Origin of the sequence: Pseudomonas sp. Marseille-P9899 (genome assembly GCF_903166565.1) — a bacterium.
In the GTDB taxonomy this organism is placed as follows: domain Bacteria; phylum Pseudomonadota; class Gammaproteobacteria; order Pseudomonadales; family Pseudomonadaceae; genus Aquipseudomonas; species Aquipseudomonas huaxiensis.
The window spans coordinates 390,991-408,862 of the sequence record NZ_CAESCG010000005.1; the positions used below are offsets into that span (position 1 = coordinate 390,991).

Here is a 17,872-nt window from a genome sequence, read left to right on the forward strand (position 1 = left end):
TTTCAAGATGGCAATTCATAGGGGAAAGAAGCATGGACAAACCGCGCCACCCCGCCTCAGCGCAACCTTACCGTGAGCAGATTATGGAACCCGGAAACGCCCAGCTATCGATGACCGTCCTGATGACCCCCGACATGGCCAACTTCTCCGGCAATGTCCACGGCGGCACCCTGCTCAAGTACCTCGACGAAGTGGCCTACGCCTGCGCCAGCCGCTATGCCGGTCGCTACGTCGTGACCCTGTCGGTGGACCAGGTAGTGTTCCGCGAGCCGGTGCATGTCGGTGAGCTGGTGACCTTCCTGGCCTCGGTCAACTACACCGGGAACACCTCGATGGAGGTCGGGATAAAGGTGGTGACCGAGAATATCCGCGAGCGCTCGGTACGCCACAGCAATAGCTGCTTCTTCACCATGGTCGCGGTGGACGATGACCGCAAGCCCGTGGCCGTGCCGCCACGCCAGCCACAAAACAGCGAAGAAAAACGACGCTTCCTGCAGGGCAAGCAGCGCCGTCTGATCCGTCAGGAACTGGAGAAGCGTTACCAGGAGCTCAAGGTCGATCTCGACTCGATCTAAACCGAAAGACGCCGGGCCTCGAAACGCAACCGTGGGTGCACGATGCGATCCTGGGCCCGCACCACTTCCAACTCATAGCTGCCGCAGGCCTGGGTTTCCAGCAGCACTTCGTGCACTGCCGCAGCGGTGAATTCGAAGGCCGTCACCCAGTTATCGCCCAACAACAGCCGAGCGATGAACAGGCCGGACGTCAGGTCACCCACACCGACCGGCTGGCGCGGAAACGCCAGCAGCGGGCGTTGCAGATGCCAGCTACCGTCTTCGGTTACCAGCAACATTTCGAAGTCATCCGCAAGCTTGCCGGGGTAGGACAGGTGCTTGACCAGTACCGCCTTCGGTCCGAGCGCCATCAGTGCACGGGCCATGCCCACGCAGTCTTCCAGCGATTCGGCGGATCGACCGGCAAAGCTGTCCAGCTCGAGCTGGTTCGGGCAGAGCACATCGGCGGCCGCGACGGCCTCGCGCAGAAGAAAATCGCTGACTTCGGCCGGGACGATGCAGCCCTTCTCCGGATGGCCCATCACCGGGTCGCAAAGGTACAGCGCGCGCGGATTGGCTTCCTTGATTCGCGCTACCGCGCTGAGGATCGCGCGGCCCTGCGCAGCACTGCCCAGATAGCCGGATAGAACTGCGTCGCAATTGCCCAACTCACCGATATTGCTAATCCCTTCCACCAACGCGGGAATTTGAGCTGGAGCAAGCACTTCTCCCGTCCACTGGCCATACTGAGTGTGATTGGAGAACTGCACCGTATTGAGCGGCCAGACATTGACCCCGACCCGCTGCATCGGGAACACCGCGGCGCTGTTGCCGGCGTGGCCAAACACAACGTGAGACTGGATGGCGAGCAGGTGCGGCGTACGTTTCATGCAGGGCGTCCAAAACGGTTGAATGACAAACAAGGCGCGCAGTATGGCGCCAAATGCCACCTGTACGACAGACCGGGGCGGCAGTTAAGCTGGGCACACCTCGTTGGAGCATGTGTAGATGGTTACCCTCGAAAACATCCTGGTGCTGATGTTGCTCGCCACGGCGGGCGCGTGGCTGTGGCACAACCACGGCTTGCGGGAAAAGGCGCTGGAGCGGGTCAAGCAACACTGCGCGAAGCTCGATCTTGAGCTGCTCGACGGCAACGTCGCGCTGAAGAAGATCGGCTTCGTCCGCGACGCCAATGGCCGCAAACGGCTGGCGCGTGTGTATAACTTCGAATTCACCGTGACCGGCGAGCAGCGCCACCCGGGGACGGTCACCCAGTTCGGTGCCCACAGCGTGCAGATCGAACTCGCGCCGTATCCTTTCGAGATCAAACCGCCCGTGCATGGCGACAACGTGATCGAAATGAAGCAGTGGCGCCAAGAACACAGCCGCTCGCGTCATTAATTATCCACAGGCAAGCGGCAAGCGAGCATCTGCCGCTCCAGCGCCGCGGGTTCCTGGGCCTGATCGAATATCAGTTCGATCCGTGAATCCCGCCGCCAGGCACTTTCCTGCCATTCCAGCGCCTGCCCCGCCACGGCGTTGGCGGAGCACCAGCCTTGCGCGCCGTGCACCACCATCTTGGCCCGACGCCAGTCGAGCTTTTCCACAAACTGCTGCAGTTGCGCCCTCTCCAGCGTTTGCTGTGGATGAAATCGCCAGCCGATGCTCCAGCCCTCCGGGAGTTGTTGATAAGTGCATATCGGCTGGGAAATATCCGTCCACAGCGCGGTAACTGGAGGCGGGCCGCTGGGCAAAAGGTTATCCACAACCGAGTTATCCACTGCCCAGAGCGGGCTGGATGGCAGTTCATCGAGCGGCACCTGCCCGTGATCTGTCCAGAAAAGCGGAACTGAAGGCAGTTTCGAGGTTATCCACAGGCGGCTTTTGTCATCCACAACCGATGCTTTGTTCAGTACCAGCAAGCCAGCGTCGGTCAACGCCTGTGCCTGCGCCGGCGGTAGCTCAGCGCCGGCGGCCAGCGCTTCGGCATCGAGCACCAGCACTGCCGGCAGCACCGCCAATACACCCTGCCACGGTGGTAATCGAAGCTGCGCCATCAATTGCGCCGGATGCCCCAGCCCGGAAGGTTCGATAAACAGGCGATCCGGCCGCGCCTTGCGCAGCAACCGGGCCAGACCAACCTGAAACGGCGCACCGTTCACGCAGCAGAGACAGCCGCCAGCTACCTCGCCCATGCTCACGCCCGCGTCATCAGTACTGAGCAGCGCCGCATCCAGGCCGATCTGACCAAACTCGTTGATCAGCACGGCCCAGCGTTCATCAGCCGGACGCTGGCTGAGCAGGTGACGAATCAGGCTGGTCTTCCCGGCCCCGAGCGGGCCGGCGATCAGATGGGTGGGAATGTTCTTCAGCATGGAGAGCCGTTTCAGCGGGAAATTTCAGCACTATGCTCCGCGCTCACACCAGCCAGTCAAGGGTCAGTATCAAACGTCGCTCGCCGTTGGCCAGCGCCGGAGAGCGGTGGACCACGCCAGCGCCTTCGTTACCCAGCCATTTCTCGCCCTTGAACAGCGCCACATCACCACAGGCCAGTTGCCGGATATCGGCGCTGTCCACTTCGTCCTGCGCCAGCCGCTGCCGATTTACCGCGCCTTCCTCCAGCCACTCACTGGCCGGCCCGGCGTAGGTGGTGATCAAACGCAACGGCACATGATCGACATGAAACCGCGGGCACATGGCCCGCTCCAGCGCGCGCAGACGAACACCGACGCTCTTGGCGCCGAGCAGGCAGGCATAGGCATCGATCAGCCAGGCCAAGTCGGCGATGAAGCCGTCATGACCGGCCAGATCCGTGTAAGCACTGGCCACGCCATCGAGCGGTGGCATCTGGCCGTCCTTGCCGATCGTCAAAGTGAAGGATTCAGCCAACGGCTCATTCAACGACAACAACAGCGTGGCGAAGTCATTGATATGCGCCGGCAAGCGCCGCTGCCATACCGCAAGATTGACGCCGTCGAGCAGGGCCTCGGTCAGCGCCATCGGCGTCTCTCCAAATACCTGGCGCACAGGCGCCAGTGCTTCGGCCACTTGCATCAGGCCACCTCCTCTTCATGCCAGGCGCCAAACGGATCCGGCAGCTGGCGCCAGCGACTTGCACCGAGGGCCATTTCAGCGTTGCTGAGCAGGCAGGCATCGAGCTCGGCATGCAGGCGCGGCACGTCGATGTGCTGACCGATGAACACCAGTTCCTGACGGCAGTCGCCGGATTCCGGGTCCCATTGCTGGAGGATCGCTGCAGTGCTTTCCGGGTCCTGTGGCCATTGTGCTTTCGGGACAAAGCGCCACCAGCGCCCGGCAAAACCATGGCGCATCATGCCGCCAGCCTGCGACCAGCTTCCCGCTTCCTGGTATTTGCTGGCCAGCCAGAAGAAGCCTTTGGAGCGCAGCAGGCGGCCATTGCTCCAGGGCCTGTGGATAAAGTCGAAAAAACGCTGCGGATGCAGCGGGCGCCGGGCTTGCCAGACGCTGGCAGCGATGCCGTATTCCTCGGTTTCCGGCACGTGTTCGCCCCGCAATTCCTGCAGCCAGCCCGGCGCGCTGGATGCGCGGTCGAAGTCGAACAGGCCGGTGTCGAGGATCGTATTAAGGTCCACCTGCCCCATCAGCATCGGTACGATTCGCGCGTGCGCATTGAGGCGGCGCAGGATTGCGCTCAGTTCTTCGCGGTCATGGCTGCTGATCAGGTCGATCTTGCTCAAGAGAATCACGTCGGCGAACTCCACCTGGTCGATCAGCAGGTCGCTGATGGAGCGCTCGTCGTCGTCGCCCAGGATTTCACCACGACTCGCCAGGCTCTCGGCCGCCTGATAGTCACGGAGGAAATTCAAACCGTCGACCACGGTGACCATGGTGTCGAGCCGCGCCATCTCGGCCAGGCTGCGGCCCTGGTCATCGCGGAAGGTGAAAGTTTCCGCGACCGGCAGCGGTTCGGCGATCCCCGTGGATTCAATCAGCAGATAGTCGAAGCGGCCTTCCGCCGCCAGGCGGCTGACTTCTTCCAGCAGGTCTTCGCGCAGGGTGCAGCAGATGCAGCCGTTGCTCATCTCCACCAGTTTTTCTTCGGTGCGATTGAGGCTGACGTTGCGCTGCACTTCGGTGGCGTCGATATTGATCACGCTCATGTCGTTGACGATCACGGCGACCCGCAAGTTGTCGCGGTTACGCAGCACATGGTTGAGCACCGTACTCTTGCCGGCACCAAGAAAGCCGGAGAGCACGGTTACGGGAAGACGATCGGGCATGGCGCGGTTCCTCATCGGGGCGGCAAAGTGCATTCGAACGATGCATTGGCTTATTGTTACATTATAACAATGCACTTTCATCAACCGCCTGTCCACGTCCAAAGCGAGAGGGCACTCATGACGTTACGGAATCACCTGCTATGGATAACCTTGTTCTGTATCGCCGGCGGCGCCGACGCCATGCCACGCAGCGAGCCGGCAAGCTGCACCCGCAGCGCCAACTTGCTGGCCTGCGCCGATCGTCAGGGCAGCTACTACAGCGTGCAGACCCAAGGCGCGACAACCTACCTGCGCGGCTACGATGCACCGAGCGAGCGCCGCTGGGCTCAGACCAACAGCCGCTATGGCCAACTGACCTTCTATACCGGCATCGCCAGCGACGGCGAAGCCTGGGTCGGATACAGCCGGCGAGTGGGCTGGACCACCCTCAACCGGGTCTCCAGTTCCAGCGGTCAGCGCTTCAGCCTGCGCTGCAACCGACTCGGCGGCTGCCAGTGAGGCGAATCAAAAAGTGCTGGCATTCGAATTGTTATAATGTAACTTATTGCGACCTCTTCACTGACGGCTCGCACTATGACCGCCCTGACCCTCCCTGATATTGCCGCACAAGCCAGCCAGCAATCCCTGCCGCTGGAATGGGTTGGCATGTGTGGCATCGCGCTTCCGTTGCGTTTGGATCAGCAAATCCTTCATGGGACCGCAGACGCGGGCGTGAACCTGAGCGATGGCACATCACGCGGCATTCACATGTCTCGCCTGTATCTAGCGCTCGCAGTGTTCAAGGACGCACCGCTTTCAGTTCCCCTGATCCGTCGCGTACTCAGGCAATTTCTCGGCAGCCATGAAGGCCTTTCCACCCGCGCACAGCTCACCCTCCGCTTCGACGTGCTGCTCGAGCGCGCGGCGTTGGTCAGTTCGGAATCCGGTTTCAAGCGCTATCCAGTAGTCATCGATGCGCGGCTGGAAGACGAAATGTTCCACGTGGAACTAAATGCTGAGGTGATCTATTCCTCAACATGCCCCTGCTCGGCGGCGCTGGCCAGACAGTTGATTCAACAACAGTTCCTCACTGACTTCGGCAACCGCAACCTGACCCATGAACAAGTATTGAGCTGGCTCGGCAGCGCCCAGGGCATCGTCGCGACGCCCCACAGCCAGCGCAGCACAGCCAAGTTGCGGGTGCGGCTCAAGCAGGGCTGCGACCAGTTGCCAACTCTCGAAGTGATTGATCAGGCGGAAGCTGCTTTGGGCACTGCGGTACAAACCGCCGTCAAACGAGCCGACGAACAAGCCTTCGCCTTGGCCAATGGTCAGAACCTGATGTTCTGCGAAGACGCTGCCCGCCGCCTGAACCTGGCCCTGCAGCAGGTGCCCTCAGTAGCCGGCTTCCAGTTGCGCGTGGAACATGCAGAGAGCCTGCACGCCCACGACGCTGTCGCCCAAAGTCACTGGAACTGGTGAAGCGAGCCCTAGCTGCGCGGCTTGACCGTTCCGCAGTCGGCTCCCAGCCACACCGCGCGGGTGTCCATGCTGCCCTGCTGCTGGGCGCCGGTTGCGTTGAAGGTGCCATGAACCTTGGTCAGGAATTCACGATCACTGAGGAACTGCGCCTGCCCGGTGCCCTGCGCCTTGGGGCAACTGAACTCGAACTTCCAGACATTGCCATTGCGCTCGGTGATCCGCTGGGTGCAACCCGACTGTGGGTCCTGCAAAGGAATGTTGTCGGTCTTCACCTGTTCTGGCGTCAGACATGAACGCACACCCTTGCCCGCCAGCGTAACGCCCTGCTTGGCCAGCACGCCTTCCATCATCGCGCGCTGCTCCGGCGGCAGGTTCTTCAACTGCCCGAGCATGAAGTCCATGTCAGGCAGCGCCTTGCCATCGACCTGCATGTTGCTGGTGGTCAGTTCCCACAACCCCGGTTGCAGCATCTGCGCCTGAACCAGAGGACTCGACAGGCCAACCAGCAGCGCCAGCATCGACATGCGAATGTTCATCTAATGACTCCCGAAAATTCCGGCCCTGTGCCGGACTACCGATTAGACGACAAATTGCCCACCGGGTTGCAAGACACGTGCGGAACATGGTCTGTTAGGCTCTGTATGAACAGCCTTGAGACGAAGGTCAGGCAAGGCGAAAACAGCCGAGGAAGCGGAGTTTACGGATTGTAAATGAGCATTCCGAGGCTGTTTTCAACGCAGCATCACCGAGTATCAAGGCTTTTCATACAGAGCCTAGGCCCTGATTGCGGACGGCAGGACTTACATGGACTACCACAGCCCCCAGTTCTTCGGTTACCTCATTGGTGCAATTCATCTGCTCGGCCTGATTGCCGCCGCGCACGCGGTGTTCACCGTGCGTACCGCCCAAGGGGCGATCGCCTGGGCGATGTCGCTGCTGTTCATCCCCTACCTGACACTGATTCCCTACCTGATCTTCGGCAGTCGTACCTTCGACGCCTACATCCAGGCCCGACGCCAGGCCAACCAGGAAATGCACATCGCCATGGCCGACCTGAACTGGCGCCCCTGGGTCGAGGAAGCCTTGGCCGCCAGCAACTCACCCGCGTATGCAGGTCTGCGCGCCTTGCCCCGACTCAGTCGCATGCCGTGCCTGGCGAACAACACGCTGAAACTGCTGATCGATGGTCAGGCTACCTTCAAGGCGATCTTCAATGCCATCGATCAGGCTCGCGATACGGTCCTGGTGCAGTTCTTCATCATTCATGACGATGACCTGGGCCGTCAGCTTCAGGCACTGCTGCTGAAGAAAGCTGCCGAGGGCGTGAAGATCTATGTGCTGTACGACAGCGTAGGCAGTCACGCCCTACCCACCCGTTACAGTCAGGTCCTGCGCGAAGGCGGCGTCGATATCCGGGCCTTCGCCACTCGCCGCGGCTGGTTCAACCGCTTCCAGGTGAACTTCCGCAATCACCGCAAGATCGTGGTGGTAGACGGTGTAACGGGCTTTGTCGGCGGACACAACGTCGGCGATGAATACCTCGGCGGCAACCCTCGGCTATCGCCTTGGCGCGACACCCATGTTCAGGTGGGTGGTCCGGTGCTGGCCTGTTTGCAAGAGTCCTTCGCCGAAGACTGGTTCTGGGCCGCTCGCAAATTGCCACCATTGATCCTGCCGGATACCTACCCGGAAAACGGCATGCTCTGTCAGGTCCTGGCCAGCGGTCCGGCTGATCCACAAGAAACCTGCTCACTGTTTTTCCTCGACGCCATCCACGCGGCACAAGAGCGGGTGTGGATAACCAGCCCCTACTTTATTCCTGATGAAGCGGTGTTCGCCGCGTTGCGCCTGGCGGTCCTGCGTGGAGTGGACGTGCGCATTCTGATCCCATCCCGCCCCGATCACCGCATCGTCTACGCCGCCTCCAGCCTGTTCGCCTTCGAAGCGGTGCGCGCCGGCGTGCGGATGTTCCGGTATGAACCGGGGTTTCTGCATCAGAAAGTGGTGCTTGTGGATAACGACGTCGCCGCGATTGGCAGCGCCAACCTGGATAACCGATCCTTCCGCCTGAATTTCGAAATCATGCTGGTGACGATCGACGCGGAGTTCGCTACCACGGTGGAGCAGATGCTGGTGAATGACTTCGACCAGGCCCGGGAAATCACTCCGGAAGACAGCCGCGATACGCACCGTCTACAACAACTGGGGATGCGTATCGCGCGGCTGATATCTCCGATCCTTTAGCGAGTGGCGCTCAGCGGTAGAGATCGGCGCGGGTCAGCGGCAGGTCGTGACTGCCGTCCGCTCTGGGTTTGACCGCGAGGATCTGATGCAGATTGATCCAGCCGCGGGTAAACGCGTAAGAACAGCCCGCCAGATAAAGCCGCCAGATGCGCAAGGCTTTTTCCGGGACCATGGCGGACGCTTCTTCGAGCCGGCCCTCAAGATTGTCGCTCCAGAATTTCAGCGTGCGCGCGTAATGCAGCCGCAGGCTTTCGACGTCCACCACTTCCAGCCCGGCCTCACTGATGGAGCCGCTGATCATCGACACATGCGGCAACTCCCCATGGGGAAACACATAGCGCTCAATGAAGTTTCCGGCCCCACGCCCCACCGGACGACCGTCGAGGTGCTTGGCGGTGATCCCGTGGTTCATCACCAGTCCACCCTCGCGCACCGCGCCGAAAAGGCGTTGGCAATACAGGTCGAGATTGGCATGACCGACATGTTCGAACATGCCGACACTGACCACTTTGTCGAAACGACCATCCTGTGGCAGGTCGCGGTAGTCGAGGATTTGCAGGTCAACCTGCTTCTGCAGCCCTTCGGCCCTGACCCGCTCGCGACCCAGCTTCAACTGCTCCTTGCTCAGGGTGATGCCAAACACCTTGGCGCCGTACTCCCGCGCGGCGAAACGCGCCAGCCCGCCCCAGCCACATCCTACGTCCAGCAGGTAATCGCCCTGCTTGAGGCGCAGCTTGCGGCACAGGTGCTCGAACTTGTGCTGCTGGGCCTGTTCCAGGGTGTCGTCGGCATTCTTGAAATACGCACAGGAGTAGGCCATGTCCGGGTCCAGCCAGAGCTGGTAGAAGGCATTGGACAGGTCGTAGTGGTAGGAAATGGAGGCCGCGTCGGTGGCCTTGTCATGCTCGCTGCGTACGGGTACGTCGTCTTCTTCATCCTTGAGCAACGCCTCGCTGAGTTCATCGCAGATGCGGATGACCTCGCTGATGGTTCCTTCCAGTTCCAGCTTGCCTTCGACAAATGCCGTACCCAGTTCATCCAGGCCCGGATGGCTGAGCTGACTCATCAGCGTCGGATCCTTGACCAGAATGGTTACCTGCGGCTGGGGACCGAGATCGAACTCATGGCCATCCCAGAGCCGTAAGCGAAGTGGCAGATGGAGGCTTTGCAGCGCGGGTGGAAGTTGCACAAGCATGAAGTGGACCCTCCCATACATTCGTAGGACGTCATGGGAAAAGGGTAGTTCATATGTAAGATCTTTCAGGCTATTAGGACCATAGTCTGACCCTATCGAAACCATTCAGCGGAATTAGCTTTGTGTAAAAACAAGCCGTAAATTGTATACAATTCATCGCCTGAGCGACTAACCTTGGCGCCACTTTCGATACCTCATCCGGGAGCACAACAATGAAAAGCTACGACGTCATCATCATCGGCGGCGGCCCCGGCGGTTACAACGCCGCCATTCGCGCCGGACAACTGGGCCTGAGCGTCGCCTGCATCGAGGGTCGCTCGACCCTCGGCGGCACCTGCCTGAACGTCGGCTGCATGCCCTCCAAGGCATTGCTGCATGCATCAGAGCTCTACGAAGCGGCCAGTGGCGCCGAGTTCGCTCACCTCGGTATCGAGGTCAAGCCGAGCCTGAACCTCGCGCAAATGATGAAGCAGAAGGAAGAGAGCGTGACCGGCCTGACCAAAGGCATCGAGTTTCTCTTTCGCAAGAACAAGGTGGACTGGATCAAGGGCTGGGGTCGCCTGGATGGCGTCGGCAAGGTGAAGGTCACCGATGACCAGGGCAACGTCAGCGACTACGCCGCCAAGGACATCGTCATCGCCACCGGCTCCGAGCCCACTCCCCTGCCCGGCGTGACCATCGACAACCAGCGCATCATCGACTCCACCGGCGCCTTGTCGCTGCCGCAAGTGCCCAAGCACCTGGTGGTGATCGGTGCTGGCGTGATCGGCCTGGAACTGGGTTCGGTGTGGCGCCGGCTGGGCAGCGAAGTGACCGTGATCGAATACCTCGACCGGATCTGCCCCGGCATCGATGAAGAAACCGCCAAGACCCTGCAACGCTCCCTGGCCAAGCAAGGCATGGCCTTCAAGCTCGGTAGCAAAGTCACCCAGGCCACCCCGTCGGCCGACGGCGTCAGCCTGACCCTGGAACCCGCCGCCGGCGGCGAAGCCCAGACGCTGCAAGCCGATTACGTGCTGGTGGCCATCGGTCGTCGTCCGTACACCGAGGGCCTGGGCCTGGACAGCGTCGGCCTGCAGACAGACAAACGCGGCATGCTGGAAAACCAGGGCCACCGCACCAGCGTGCCGGGCGTCTGGGTCATCGGCGACGTCACCTCCGGGCCGATGCTGGCGCACAAAGCCGAAGACGAAGCCATCGCCTGCATCGAACGCATCCACGGCAAGCCGCACGAAGTGAACTACGGCCTGATCCCCGGCGTGATCTACACCAAGCCGGAGTTGGCCACTGTCGGTAAGACCGAAGAGCAGCTAAAGGCGGAAGGTCGCGCCTACAAGGTCGGAAAATTCCCGTTCATGGCCAACAGCCGGGCGAAGATCAACCACGAGACCGAAGGCTTCGCCAAAGTCATCGCCGACGCCGAGACCGATCAGGTTCTGGGCGTGCACCTGGTGGGTCCGTGCGTCAGCGAGATGATCGGCGAATACTGCGTGGCGATGGAGTTCGCCGCCTCAGCGGAAGACATCGCACTGATTTGTCATCCGCATCCGACGCGTTCGGAAGCCCTGCGCCAGGCAGCAATGAACGTTGACGGCATGGCAATGCAGATCTGAACACGCTCATCGCTGGCAAGCGGGAGCACCCGACTTGCCAGCGATGAGACCTCAGGTCCTGAACCGCGACACCAAACCGAGGAACCCCTGCGACAGTTGATTCAACTGCCGCGAATCCGCCTGCGCGGAACCCGCAAGCTCCTCGATCAACTGCGCATCCGCCTGAATCTGGATGATGTGCTGGTTGATGTCCTCGGCCACCTGATGCTGCTCCTCCGCGGCCGTGGCGATCTGATTGCTCTGGTCGCGAATCGCGTCCACCGACGCACGAATATCGTCGAAACTGTCCCGCGCTTCGCGGATGCAACCGACACTGTGCTGAGACATGCTCAGGCTGCTGTGCATCTGCTGGGTCACATCCTGGGCGCGCCGGGCCAGACCGCCGAGCAGCCCGTCGATCTCACCCGTGGAGTCGGCGGTACGTTTGGCCAGGGCGCGGACTTCGTCGGCGACCACCGCAAAACCGCGCCCCTGCTCGCCCGCCCGTGCCGCCTCAATGGCCGCGTTGAGCGCCAGCAGGTTGGTCTGCTCGGCAATGGAACGAATGGTGCCGAGGATGGTGTTGATGTCCTGACTCTCGCGTTCGAGTTCCTGCATCGCCTCGGTGGACTGCTGCAGGTTTTCACTCAGGCGGGCAACGCTGCTGGTCGCCTGCTCGATCTGCTGCTGGCCGGCGCTCACCTGACGCTGACCGGCATCGGCGGACGACGCGGCATTGCTGCACGACCTCGCCACTTCGTTGGCCGTGGCCACCATCTCATTGAACGCCGTCGATACCAGTTCCACCGCCTGACGCTGGCGGCCAGTGGCATCGCCCATGTTCGAAGCGACGCGGCTGTTGGTTTCCGAAGCGCTTTGCAGATCGGCAGACGCATTGCCGATGCGCTGCACCAGCGCGCGGATACGCTCGACGAACTGGTTGAACCAGCCAGCAAGCGCGGCGGTTTCGTCATTGCCCTTCACCTGCAGCGAGCGCGTCAGATCGCCCTCACCCTGAGCGATATCCTCAAGGCTGCCGGCCACACCCTTGATCGGGTTGACGATCAGGTTGGCGAACGCAGCACCCAGGACCGCGAACAGGCCGGCGAGCACCAAGGCGATGACCGCGATGGTCCAGGTGAGGCGCGTGACATCCGCCATCACTTCGCTTTTCTCGATCAGGCCGACAAAGCGCCAGCCCAGCGTTGGCGACGTCCAGATATTGGCCATGTAGCGCTTGCCGCCCAAGTCCACTTCGATCAGGCCTTTGCTGGTGCTGGCCAAACGCTCGTAGTCGCCGCCGAGGTCCTTGAGTTGCTTGAAGGCATGCGCCGGGTTACTGGGGTCCACCAGCACCGCACCAGTGTCCTCGACCAGCATCAGGTAGCCACTTTCGCCGAGCTTGGTCTTGCCAATGAATCCGGCCAATTGTGCCAGCGACACGTCCGTCCCCATCACCCCGACCACTTCCCCGGAGGGGCCGTGAATCGTGCGCACAGTGCAAATCAACGCTTCATTACCCCACAGGTACGCGCCGGTGCGGGAAACCTTGCCAGGGTTGGCGAGCGCCTTTTGATACCAGGGGCGTTGGCGCGGATCGTAGTTTTTCAGGCCCGGCTCATCGGGCCAGGCCACATACTGGCCGTCGCTGCGGGCCATCGAGACGAACGCGGTATTCGGGTGCGCCTTGGCGTAACGGGTGAAGTGCTCGAGCAACAGGCGGCTGCCTTCCGGTAATGGAATGCTCGGGGCGTCGCCGCCGGTGTAAACCTTCAAGTCCTTGGCATTGACGACCAATGGATCGTCGGCCCACTGCGCGACGTTCTGAGCGATGGAATCGAGAAACACATTGACCGTATTGTCGATCTGCCGGATCTCCCGGCTGGAGGTATCCACGAAGCCGGTTCTGGCTTGTTCATTGAGGTTGTAAACCACCAGGCAGGCGATCAACGCCACCGGGATGACGGCGATTACGCCGAATGCACACGTCAGCTTCTTTTTTATATTCATGGATGACTTCCGATACGGCGTGCCATGTGTTGGCGAGCTCTTTGAGACGTTCCGGCTGCTATCCGTTCGAGTGCGGCAAACGCGATCTCTCTACGAAAGGATGCAGGAACAAGGAGAATGGCAATTTGATATTGCAGGCGCAAGACTTCCCGAACAGTGCTGGAAAATTGCTCGGAAAAATGGCTGAGGCGGGGAATTTACAGCGAGGAAAAAAGCGAAGGGAGCGTACGAAAGACGCTCCCTTGCCTGATATTACACGTGCTTTCGCTTACTCAACCGTAACCGATTTGGCCAGGTTGCGCGGCTGGTCGACGTCGGTGCCTTTGAGCACGGCGACGTAGTACGACAGCAACTGCAGCGGAATGGTGTAGAGGATCGGCGCCAGCGCATCGGCGATGTGCGGCATGGCGATGACGTGGGTGCCTTCGCCATTGCTCATGCCGGCCTGCTCGTCAGCGAACACGACCAACTGACCACCACGGGCACGCACTTCCTGCAGGTTGGACTTGAGCTTCTCCAGCAGTTCGTTGTTCGGCGCCACGGTAACGACTGGCATGTCGTTATCCACAAGGGCCAACGGACCATGCTTGAGCTCACCCGCCGGATAGGCTTCGGCGTGGATGTAGGAGATTTCCTTGAGCTTGAGCGCGCCTTCCATCGCTACCGGGAACTGCGCGCCACGACCGAGGAACAGGGTGTGGTGCTTGTCGGCGAACAGCTCGGAGATCTTCTCCACGGTGGCGTCCATCGCCAGCGCCTCGCCCAGGCGAACCGGCAGGCGACGCAGTTGCTCGACCAGCTCAGCCTCTACGCCCGCCGCCAAGGTGCCACGCACCTGGCCCAGGGACAGGGTCAGCAGCATCAGCGAAACCAGTTGAGTGGTGAAGGCCTTGGTGGAAGCCACGCCGATTTCCGGGCCGGCCAGGGTCAGCAGGGTCAGGTCCGACTCGCGCACCAGCGAGCTGATGCCGACGTTGCAGATGGCCAGGCTGCCGAGGAAGCCCAGCTCCTTGGCGTTACGCAGGGCGGCCAGGGTGTCGGCCGTTTCGCCCGACTGGGAAATCGACACGAACAGGGTGTCAGGCTGCACCACCACCTTGCGGTAGCGGAACTCGCTGGCTACTTCGACCTGACACGGGATGCCGGCCAATTCTTCCAGCCAGTAACGGGCGACCATACCGGCGTGGTAGCTGGTACCGCAGGCGACGATTTGCACGTTGCGTACTTTGGCGAACAGCTCGGCGGCTTTCGGACCAAACGCCTGAACCAGCACATGGTCGCTACCCAGACGGCCTTCCAAGGTGCGCTGGACTACGGCAGGCTGCTCATGGATTTCCTTGAGCATGAAGTGGCGGTACTCGCCCTTGTCCGCGGCTTCCGCACCTTCGTGGTATTGCACGGTCTCACGTTGCACTGGCGCGCCGCTGGCGTCCCAGATGCTCACCTGCTCACGACGGATCTCGGCGATATCACCTTCTTCCAGGTACATGAAGCGGTCGGTGACCTGACGCAGCGCCAATTGGTCAGACGCCAGGAAGTTTTCGCCAAGACCCAGGCCAATCACCAGCGGGCTGCCACTGCGAGCGGCCAGCAGACGGTCAGGCTGTTTAGCGCTGATCACCGCCAGGCCATAAGCACCGTGCAACTGCTTGACCGTGGCCTTGAGCGCATCGGTCAGGTCCGGGATGGTTTTCAGGGTGTGGTGCAGCAGGTGCACGATCACTTCGGTGTCGGTTTCGGAACTGAACACGTAACCGAGTGCTTTGAGCTGCTCGCGCAGGGCTTCGTGGTTCTCGATGATGCCGTTGTGCACCACCGCCAGCTCATGCCCGGAGAAATGCGGGTGGGCGTTGTGTTCGGTCGGTGCGCCATGGGTGGCCCATCGGGTGTGGGCAATGCCCAGTTGGCCAACCAGCGGCTCGGCGGCGACGGCAGCCTGCAGTTCGCTGACCTTGCCGATACGGCGGCGACGTTCGAGGGTTCCTTGCTGGGTGAAGACAGCAAGACCTGCGCTGTCATAGCCGCGGTACTCGAGACGTTTCAGGCCTTCAATCAGAATGGCGGTGATATTGCGTTCGGCGACGGCGCCAACAATTCCACACATAAATTAATGCTCCTGGCTGATAGCGGCACAAATCACGTTTATGCCACGGGCTTCAATGTGTTCGCGTGCCTCACCGGGCAGGCGTTCATCAGTAATAAGGGTGTTCACGCTGCTCCACGGCAGCTCAAGGTTGGGAATCTTGCGCCCGACCTTGTCCGACTCGACCATCACGATCACTTCCCGGGCGACCTCGGCCATGACCCGGCTCAGCCCCAACAACTCATTGAACGTGGTGGTGCCACGAACAAGATCGATGCCATCGGCGCCGATAAACAACTGGTCGAAATCGTAGGAACGTAGCACCTGCTCGGCAACCTGGCCCTGGAACGACTCGGAGTGCGGATCCCAGGTCCCGCCGGTCATCAACAGCACCGGTTCATGCTCGAGCTCGCTCAGTGCGCGGGCCACATTCAGGGAATTGGTCATCACCACCAGACCGGGCTGGAGACCCAGTTCAGGAATCATCGCCGCGGTAGTGCTGCCACTGTCGATGATGATTCGCGCATGCTCACGAATTCGCGCCACCGCAGCACGGGCGATGGCCTGCTTATACAAGGAGACAGGTTGGGTCTGATCGGCAATCAGCTCTTGCGGCATGGTCACCGCGCCGCCATAGCGACGCAACAGCAGACCGTTGGTTTCGAGCGCCGCCAGATCCTTGCGAATGGTGACTTCGGAAGTTTCGAAACGCTTGGCCAGCTCATCCACACTCACCTCGCCCTTTTCATTGAGCAAAGCGAGAATGTTGTGCCGGCGTTGGGGCGTATTTCGTTTCGACATTGGCTGGTAAGTTTCGTTTCGAAAGATAACGGTGCCAATCAAAACCTAATGCGCTGTTTTGGTCAAGGCAGATGTTGAAAAAAGTGATGTGGATAACAGTATTGGCGGGGCCGATTATCCACAGGGTGCGCCTGAAATGAAAAAGGCCGACTTATGCACAATGCAGGTCGGCCTTTTGTTCAGCTGTGAATAACTCAGCTCTTCTTGATCTTCTCCGGCCGCTTCCAGCCATCGATATTTTTCTGACGAGCCCGGCCCACCGCCAACTGCGAAGGCTCTACGTTCTGGGTGATGGTCGAACCGGCAGCGGTAGTCGCGCCGTCCTTGATGTCCACAGGGGCAACTAGCGAGTTGTTCGAACCGATGAACACGTCCTCGCCCAGCACGGTCTTGAACTTGTTGGCACCGTCATAGTTGCAGGTGATGGTGCCGGCGCCGATGTTGGTACGGGCACCGATTTCCGCGTCACCCAGGTAAGTCAGGTGACCGGCCTTGGCGCCCTCGCCCAGATGAGCGTTCTTCAGTTCGACAAAGTTACCCACATGGGCACGGGCTTCCAGCACGGTGCCCGGACGCAGACGTGCGAACGGGCCGGCATCGCTGCCCTCACCCAGCACGGCGCCTTCGATATGGCTGTTTGCCTTGATGACAACGCCCTTGCGCAGGGTGCTGTTCTTGATCACGCAATTCGGCCCGATCTGGACGTCATCCTCGATCACCACGCGGCCTTCCAGAACCACGTTGATATCGATGAGTACATCGCGGCCGACACTGACTTCACCGCGCACATCGAAGCGCGCCGGGTCACGCAGGGTGACGCCAAGAGCCATCAGGCGGCGAGCTTCGCGGAACTGGTAATGACGCTCCAGCTCGGCCAATTGCCGGCGATCATTGGCGCCCTGCACTTCCATCGGGTCCAGCGGCTGCTCGGTAGCGACCACCAGGCCATCGGCTACAGCCATGGCGATCACATCGGTCAGGTAGTACTCGCCCTGGGCATTGTCGTTGGACAGGCGGCCCAACCACTCGGTCAGGCGGGCGCCCGGGACGGCGAGAATACCGGTGTTGCCTTCGCGAATGGCTTTCTGCGCATCGCTGGCATCCTTGTGCTCGACAATCGCCGCGACCTTACCTTCGGCGTCGCGCACGATGCGGCCATAGCCGGTCGGGTCCTGCAGGGTGACGGTCAGCAAGCCGAGTTGCTGCTCGTTGACCTTTGCCAACAGGCGATTGAGGGTTTCCACTTCGATCAGCGGCACGTCACCGTACAGAATCAACACGGTGTCGGCGCTCAGCGCTGGCAGTGCCTGAGCGACCGCATGGCCAGTACCCAGTTGCTTATCCTGGAGAACGAAATTCAGATCCTCCGCAGCGAGGCGCTCACGGACCAGCTCTGCACCATGACCGATGACGACGTGGATGCCCTGCGGCTGCAACTGGCGCGCGCTGTGGATAACGTGGCCGAGCATGGAGTCGCCGGCGACCGGGTGCAGCACCTTCGGCAATGCGGAACGCATGCGGGTGCCTTGGCCTGCGGCGAGAATAACGATATCGAGAGACATTGACTGGCTACCAATCCTGGGTGATCAGCGATGTGACCGGGGGGAATAATTCGGAAAAAGAAAAAGGGTAGCCGAGGCTACCCTTTAACTCAATTGCGTCAGAAGTGA

General features: G+C 61.0%; 16 protein-coding genes and 1 pseudogene. 6 read left to right on the forward strand and 11 right to left on the reverse strand.

The window, feature by feature from the left end; genetic code table 11:
• Positions 1-83: 83 nt before the first annotated feature.
• Positions 84-575 carry an acyl-CoA thioesterase gene (locus HWV67_RS24225; protein ID WP_175653084.1) on the forward strand — a complete coding sequence of 164 codons (492 nt, stop codon included), beginning with the start codon at positions 84-86 and terminating at the stop codon, positions 573-575.
• On the opposite strand, the gene pdxY is transcribed toward HWV67_RS24225, so the two are convergent.
• On the reverse strand, positions 572-1,444 hold the full coding sequence (gene pdxY / locus HWV67_RS24230; RefSeq protein ID WP_095158890.1) for a pyridoxal kinase PdxY: 873 nt from the start codon (positions 1,442-1,444) through the stop codon (positions 572-574). The genes HWV67_RS24225 and pdxY overlap by 4 nt on opposite strands.
• A gap of 118 nt (positions 1,445-1,562) precedes the next feature.
• On the opposite strand from pdxY, the gene HWV67_RS24235 reads away from it, so the two are divergent.
• Positions 1,563-1,955 (forward strand): DUF3301 domain-containing protein, encoded by a 393-nt coding sequence (locus HWV67_RS24235; protein WP_175653085.1) that lies wholly within the window; start codon positions 1,563-1,565, stop codon positions 1,953-1,955.
• On the opposite strand, the gene HWV67_RS24240 is transcribed toward HWV67_RS24235, so the two are convergent.
• From HWV67_RS24240 to zigA, 3 genes are read right to left on the reverse strand one after another with little or no spacing between them, the layout of a single operon-like run.
• Complete coding sequence (locus tag HWV67_RS24240; RefSeq protein WP_175653086.1) at positions 1,952-2,929, reverse strand: CobW family GTP-binding protein; 978 nt, start codon at positions 2,927-2,929, stop codon at positions 1,952-1,954. The two genes, HWV67_RS24235 and HWV67_RS24240, sit on opposite strands and share 4 nt — an antisense overlap.
• Positions 2,930-2,972: 43 nt before the next feature.
• Positions 2,973-3,608: a DUF1826 domain-containing protein gene (locus HWV67_RS24245; RefSeq protein WP_175653087.1), complete on the reverse strand. Its 636-nt coding sequence runs from the start codon at positions 3,606-3,608 to the stop codon at positions 2,973-2,975.
• Positions 3,608-4,816, reverse strand: coding sequence for a zinc metallochaperone GTPase ZigA (gene zigA / locus HWV67_RS24250; RefSeq protein WP_175653088.1), 1,209 nt, complete (start codon positions 4,814-4,816; stop codon positions 3,608-3,610). The genes HWV67_RS24245 and zigA overlap by 1 nt, the downstream gene beginning before the upstream one ends.
• 117 nt (positions 4,817-4,933) lie before the next feature.
• On the opposite strand from zigA, the gene HWV67_RS24255 reads away from it, so the two are divergent.
• The gene (locus HWV67_RS24255; protein ID WP_175653089.1) at positions 4,934-5,314 is read left to right on the forward strand and encodes a glutamine synthetase; all 381 of its coding nucleotides are present in this window, start codon (positions 4,934-4,936) and stop codon (positions 5,312-5,314) included.
• 75 nt (positions 5,315-5,389) lie between these two features.
• A complete protein-coding gene (gene folE2 / locus HWV67_RS24260; protein ID WP_175653090.1) occupies positions 5,390-6,277 on the forward strand; it encodes a GTP cyclohydrolase FolE2 in 888 nt (295 codons plus the stop codon).
• A gap of 8 nt (positions 6,278-6,285) precedes the next feature.
• On the opposite strand, the gene HWV67_RS24265 is transcribed toward folE2, so the two are convergent.
• Complete coding sequence (locus HWV67_RS24265) at positions 6,286-6,813, reverse strand: DUF3617 domain-containing protein (RefSeq protein ID WP_175653091.1); 528 nt, start codon at positions 6,811-6,813, stop codon at positions 6,286-6,288.
• 268 nt (positions 6,814-7,081) lie between these two features.
• Between HWV67_RS24265 and cls the strand changes: the two genes are divergently transcribed.
• Positions 7,082-8,521, forward strand: a complete 1,440-nt coding sequence (gene cls / locus HWV67_RS24270) for a cardiolipin synthase (RefSeq protein ID WP_095158882.1) — start codon at positions 7,082-7,084, stop codon at positions 8,519-8,521.
• Between the two features lie 10 nt (positions 8,522-8,531).
• Here cls and cfaB read toward each other — a convergent pair whose 3' ends face one another.
• A complete protein-coding gene (cfaB, locus tag HWV67_RS24275; protein ID WP_175653092.1) occupies positions 8,532-9,716 on the reverse strand; it encodes a C17 cyclopropane fatty acid synthase CfaB in 1,185 nt (394 codons plus the stop codon).
• 212 nt (positions 9,717-9,928) lie between these two features.
• On the opposite strand from cfaB, the gene lpdA reads away from it, so the two are divergent.
• Positions 9,929-11,329: a dihydrolipoyl dehydrogenase gene (lpdA, locus tag HWV67_RS24280; protein WP_175653093.1), complete on the forward strand. Its 1,401-nt coding sequence runs from the start codon at positions 9,929-9,931 to the stop codon at positions 11,327-11,329.
• 51 nt (positions 11,330-11,380) lie between these two features.
• Here lpdA and HWV67_RS32250 read toward each other — a convergent pair whose 3' ends face one another.
• The 5 genes and pseudogenes from HWV67_RS32250 to glmU all read right to left on the reverse strand — a co-directional run bounded on the left by HWV67_RS32250 (position 11,381) and on the right by glmU (position 17,764).
• Positions 11,381-12,148 (reverse strand): methyl-accepting chemotaxis protein, encoded by a 768-nt coding sequence (locus tag HWV67_RS32250; protein WP_371929333.1) that lies wholly within the window; start codon positions 12,146-12,148, stop codon positions 11,381-11,383.
• Between the two features lie 87 nt (positions 12,149-12,235).
• A pseudogene (locus tag HWV67_RS32255) lies at positions 12,236-13,318 on the reverse strand (cache domain-containing protein); the annotation flags it as partial.
• Positions 13,319-13,586: 268 nt separating this feature from the next.
• Complete coding sequence (gene glmS / locus HWV67_RS24290; protein ID WP_175653095.1) at positions 13,587-15,422, reverse strand: glutamine--fructose-6-phosphate transaminase (isomerizing); 1,836 nt, start codon at positions 15,420-15,422, stop codon at positions 13,587-13,589.
• Positions 15,423-15,425: 3 nt separating this feature from the next.
• The gene (locus HWV67_RS24295; RefSeq protein WP_175653096.1) at positions 15,426-16,202 is read right to left on the reverse strand and encodes a DeoR/GlpR family DNA-binding transcription regulator; all 777 of its coding nucleotides are present in this window, start codon (positions 16,200-16,202) and stop codon (positions 15,426-15,428) included.
• A 194-nt stretch (positions 16,203-16,396) separates the two neighbouring features.
• Positions 16,397-17,764 (reverse strand): bifunctional UDP-N-acetylglucosamine diphosphorylase/glucosamine-1-phosphate N-acetyltransferase GlmU, encoded by a 1,368-nt coding sequence (glmU, locus tag HWV67_RS24300; RefSeq protein ID WP_175653097.1) that lies wholly within the window; start codon positions 17,762-17,764, stop codon positions 16,397-16,399.
• Positions 17,765-17,872 lie beyond the last annotated feature (108 nt).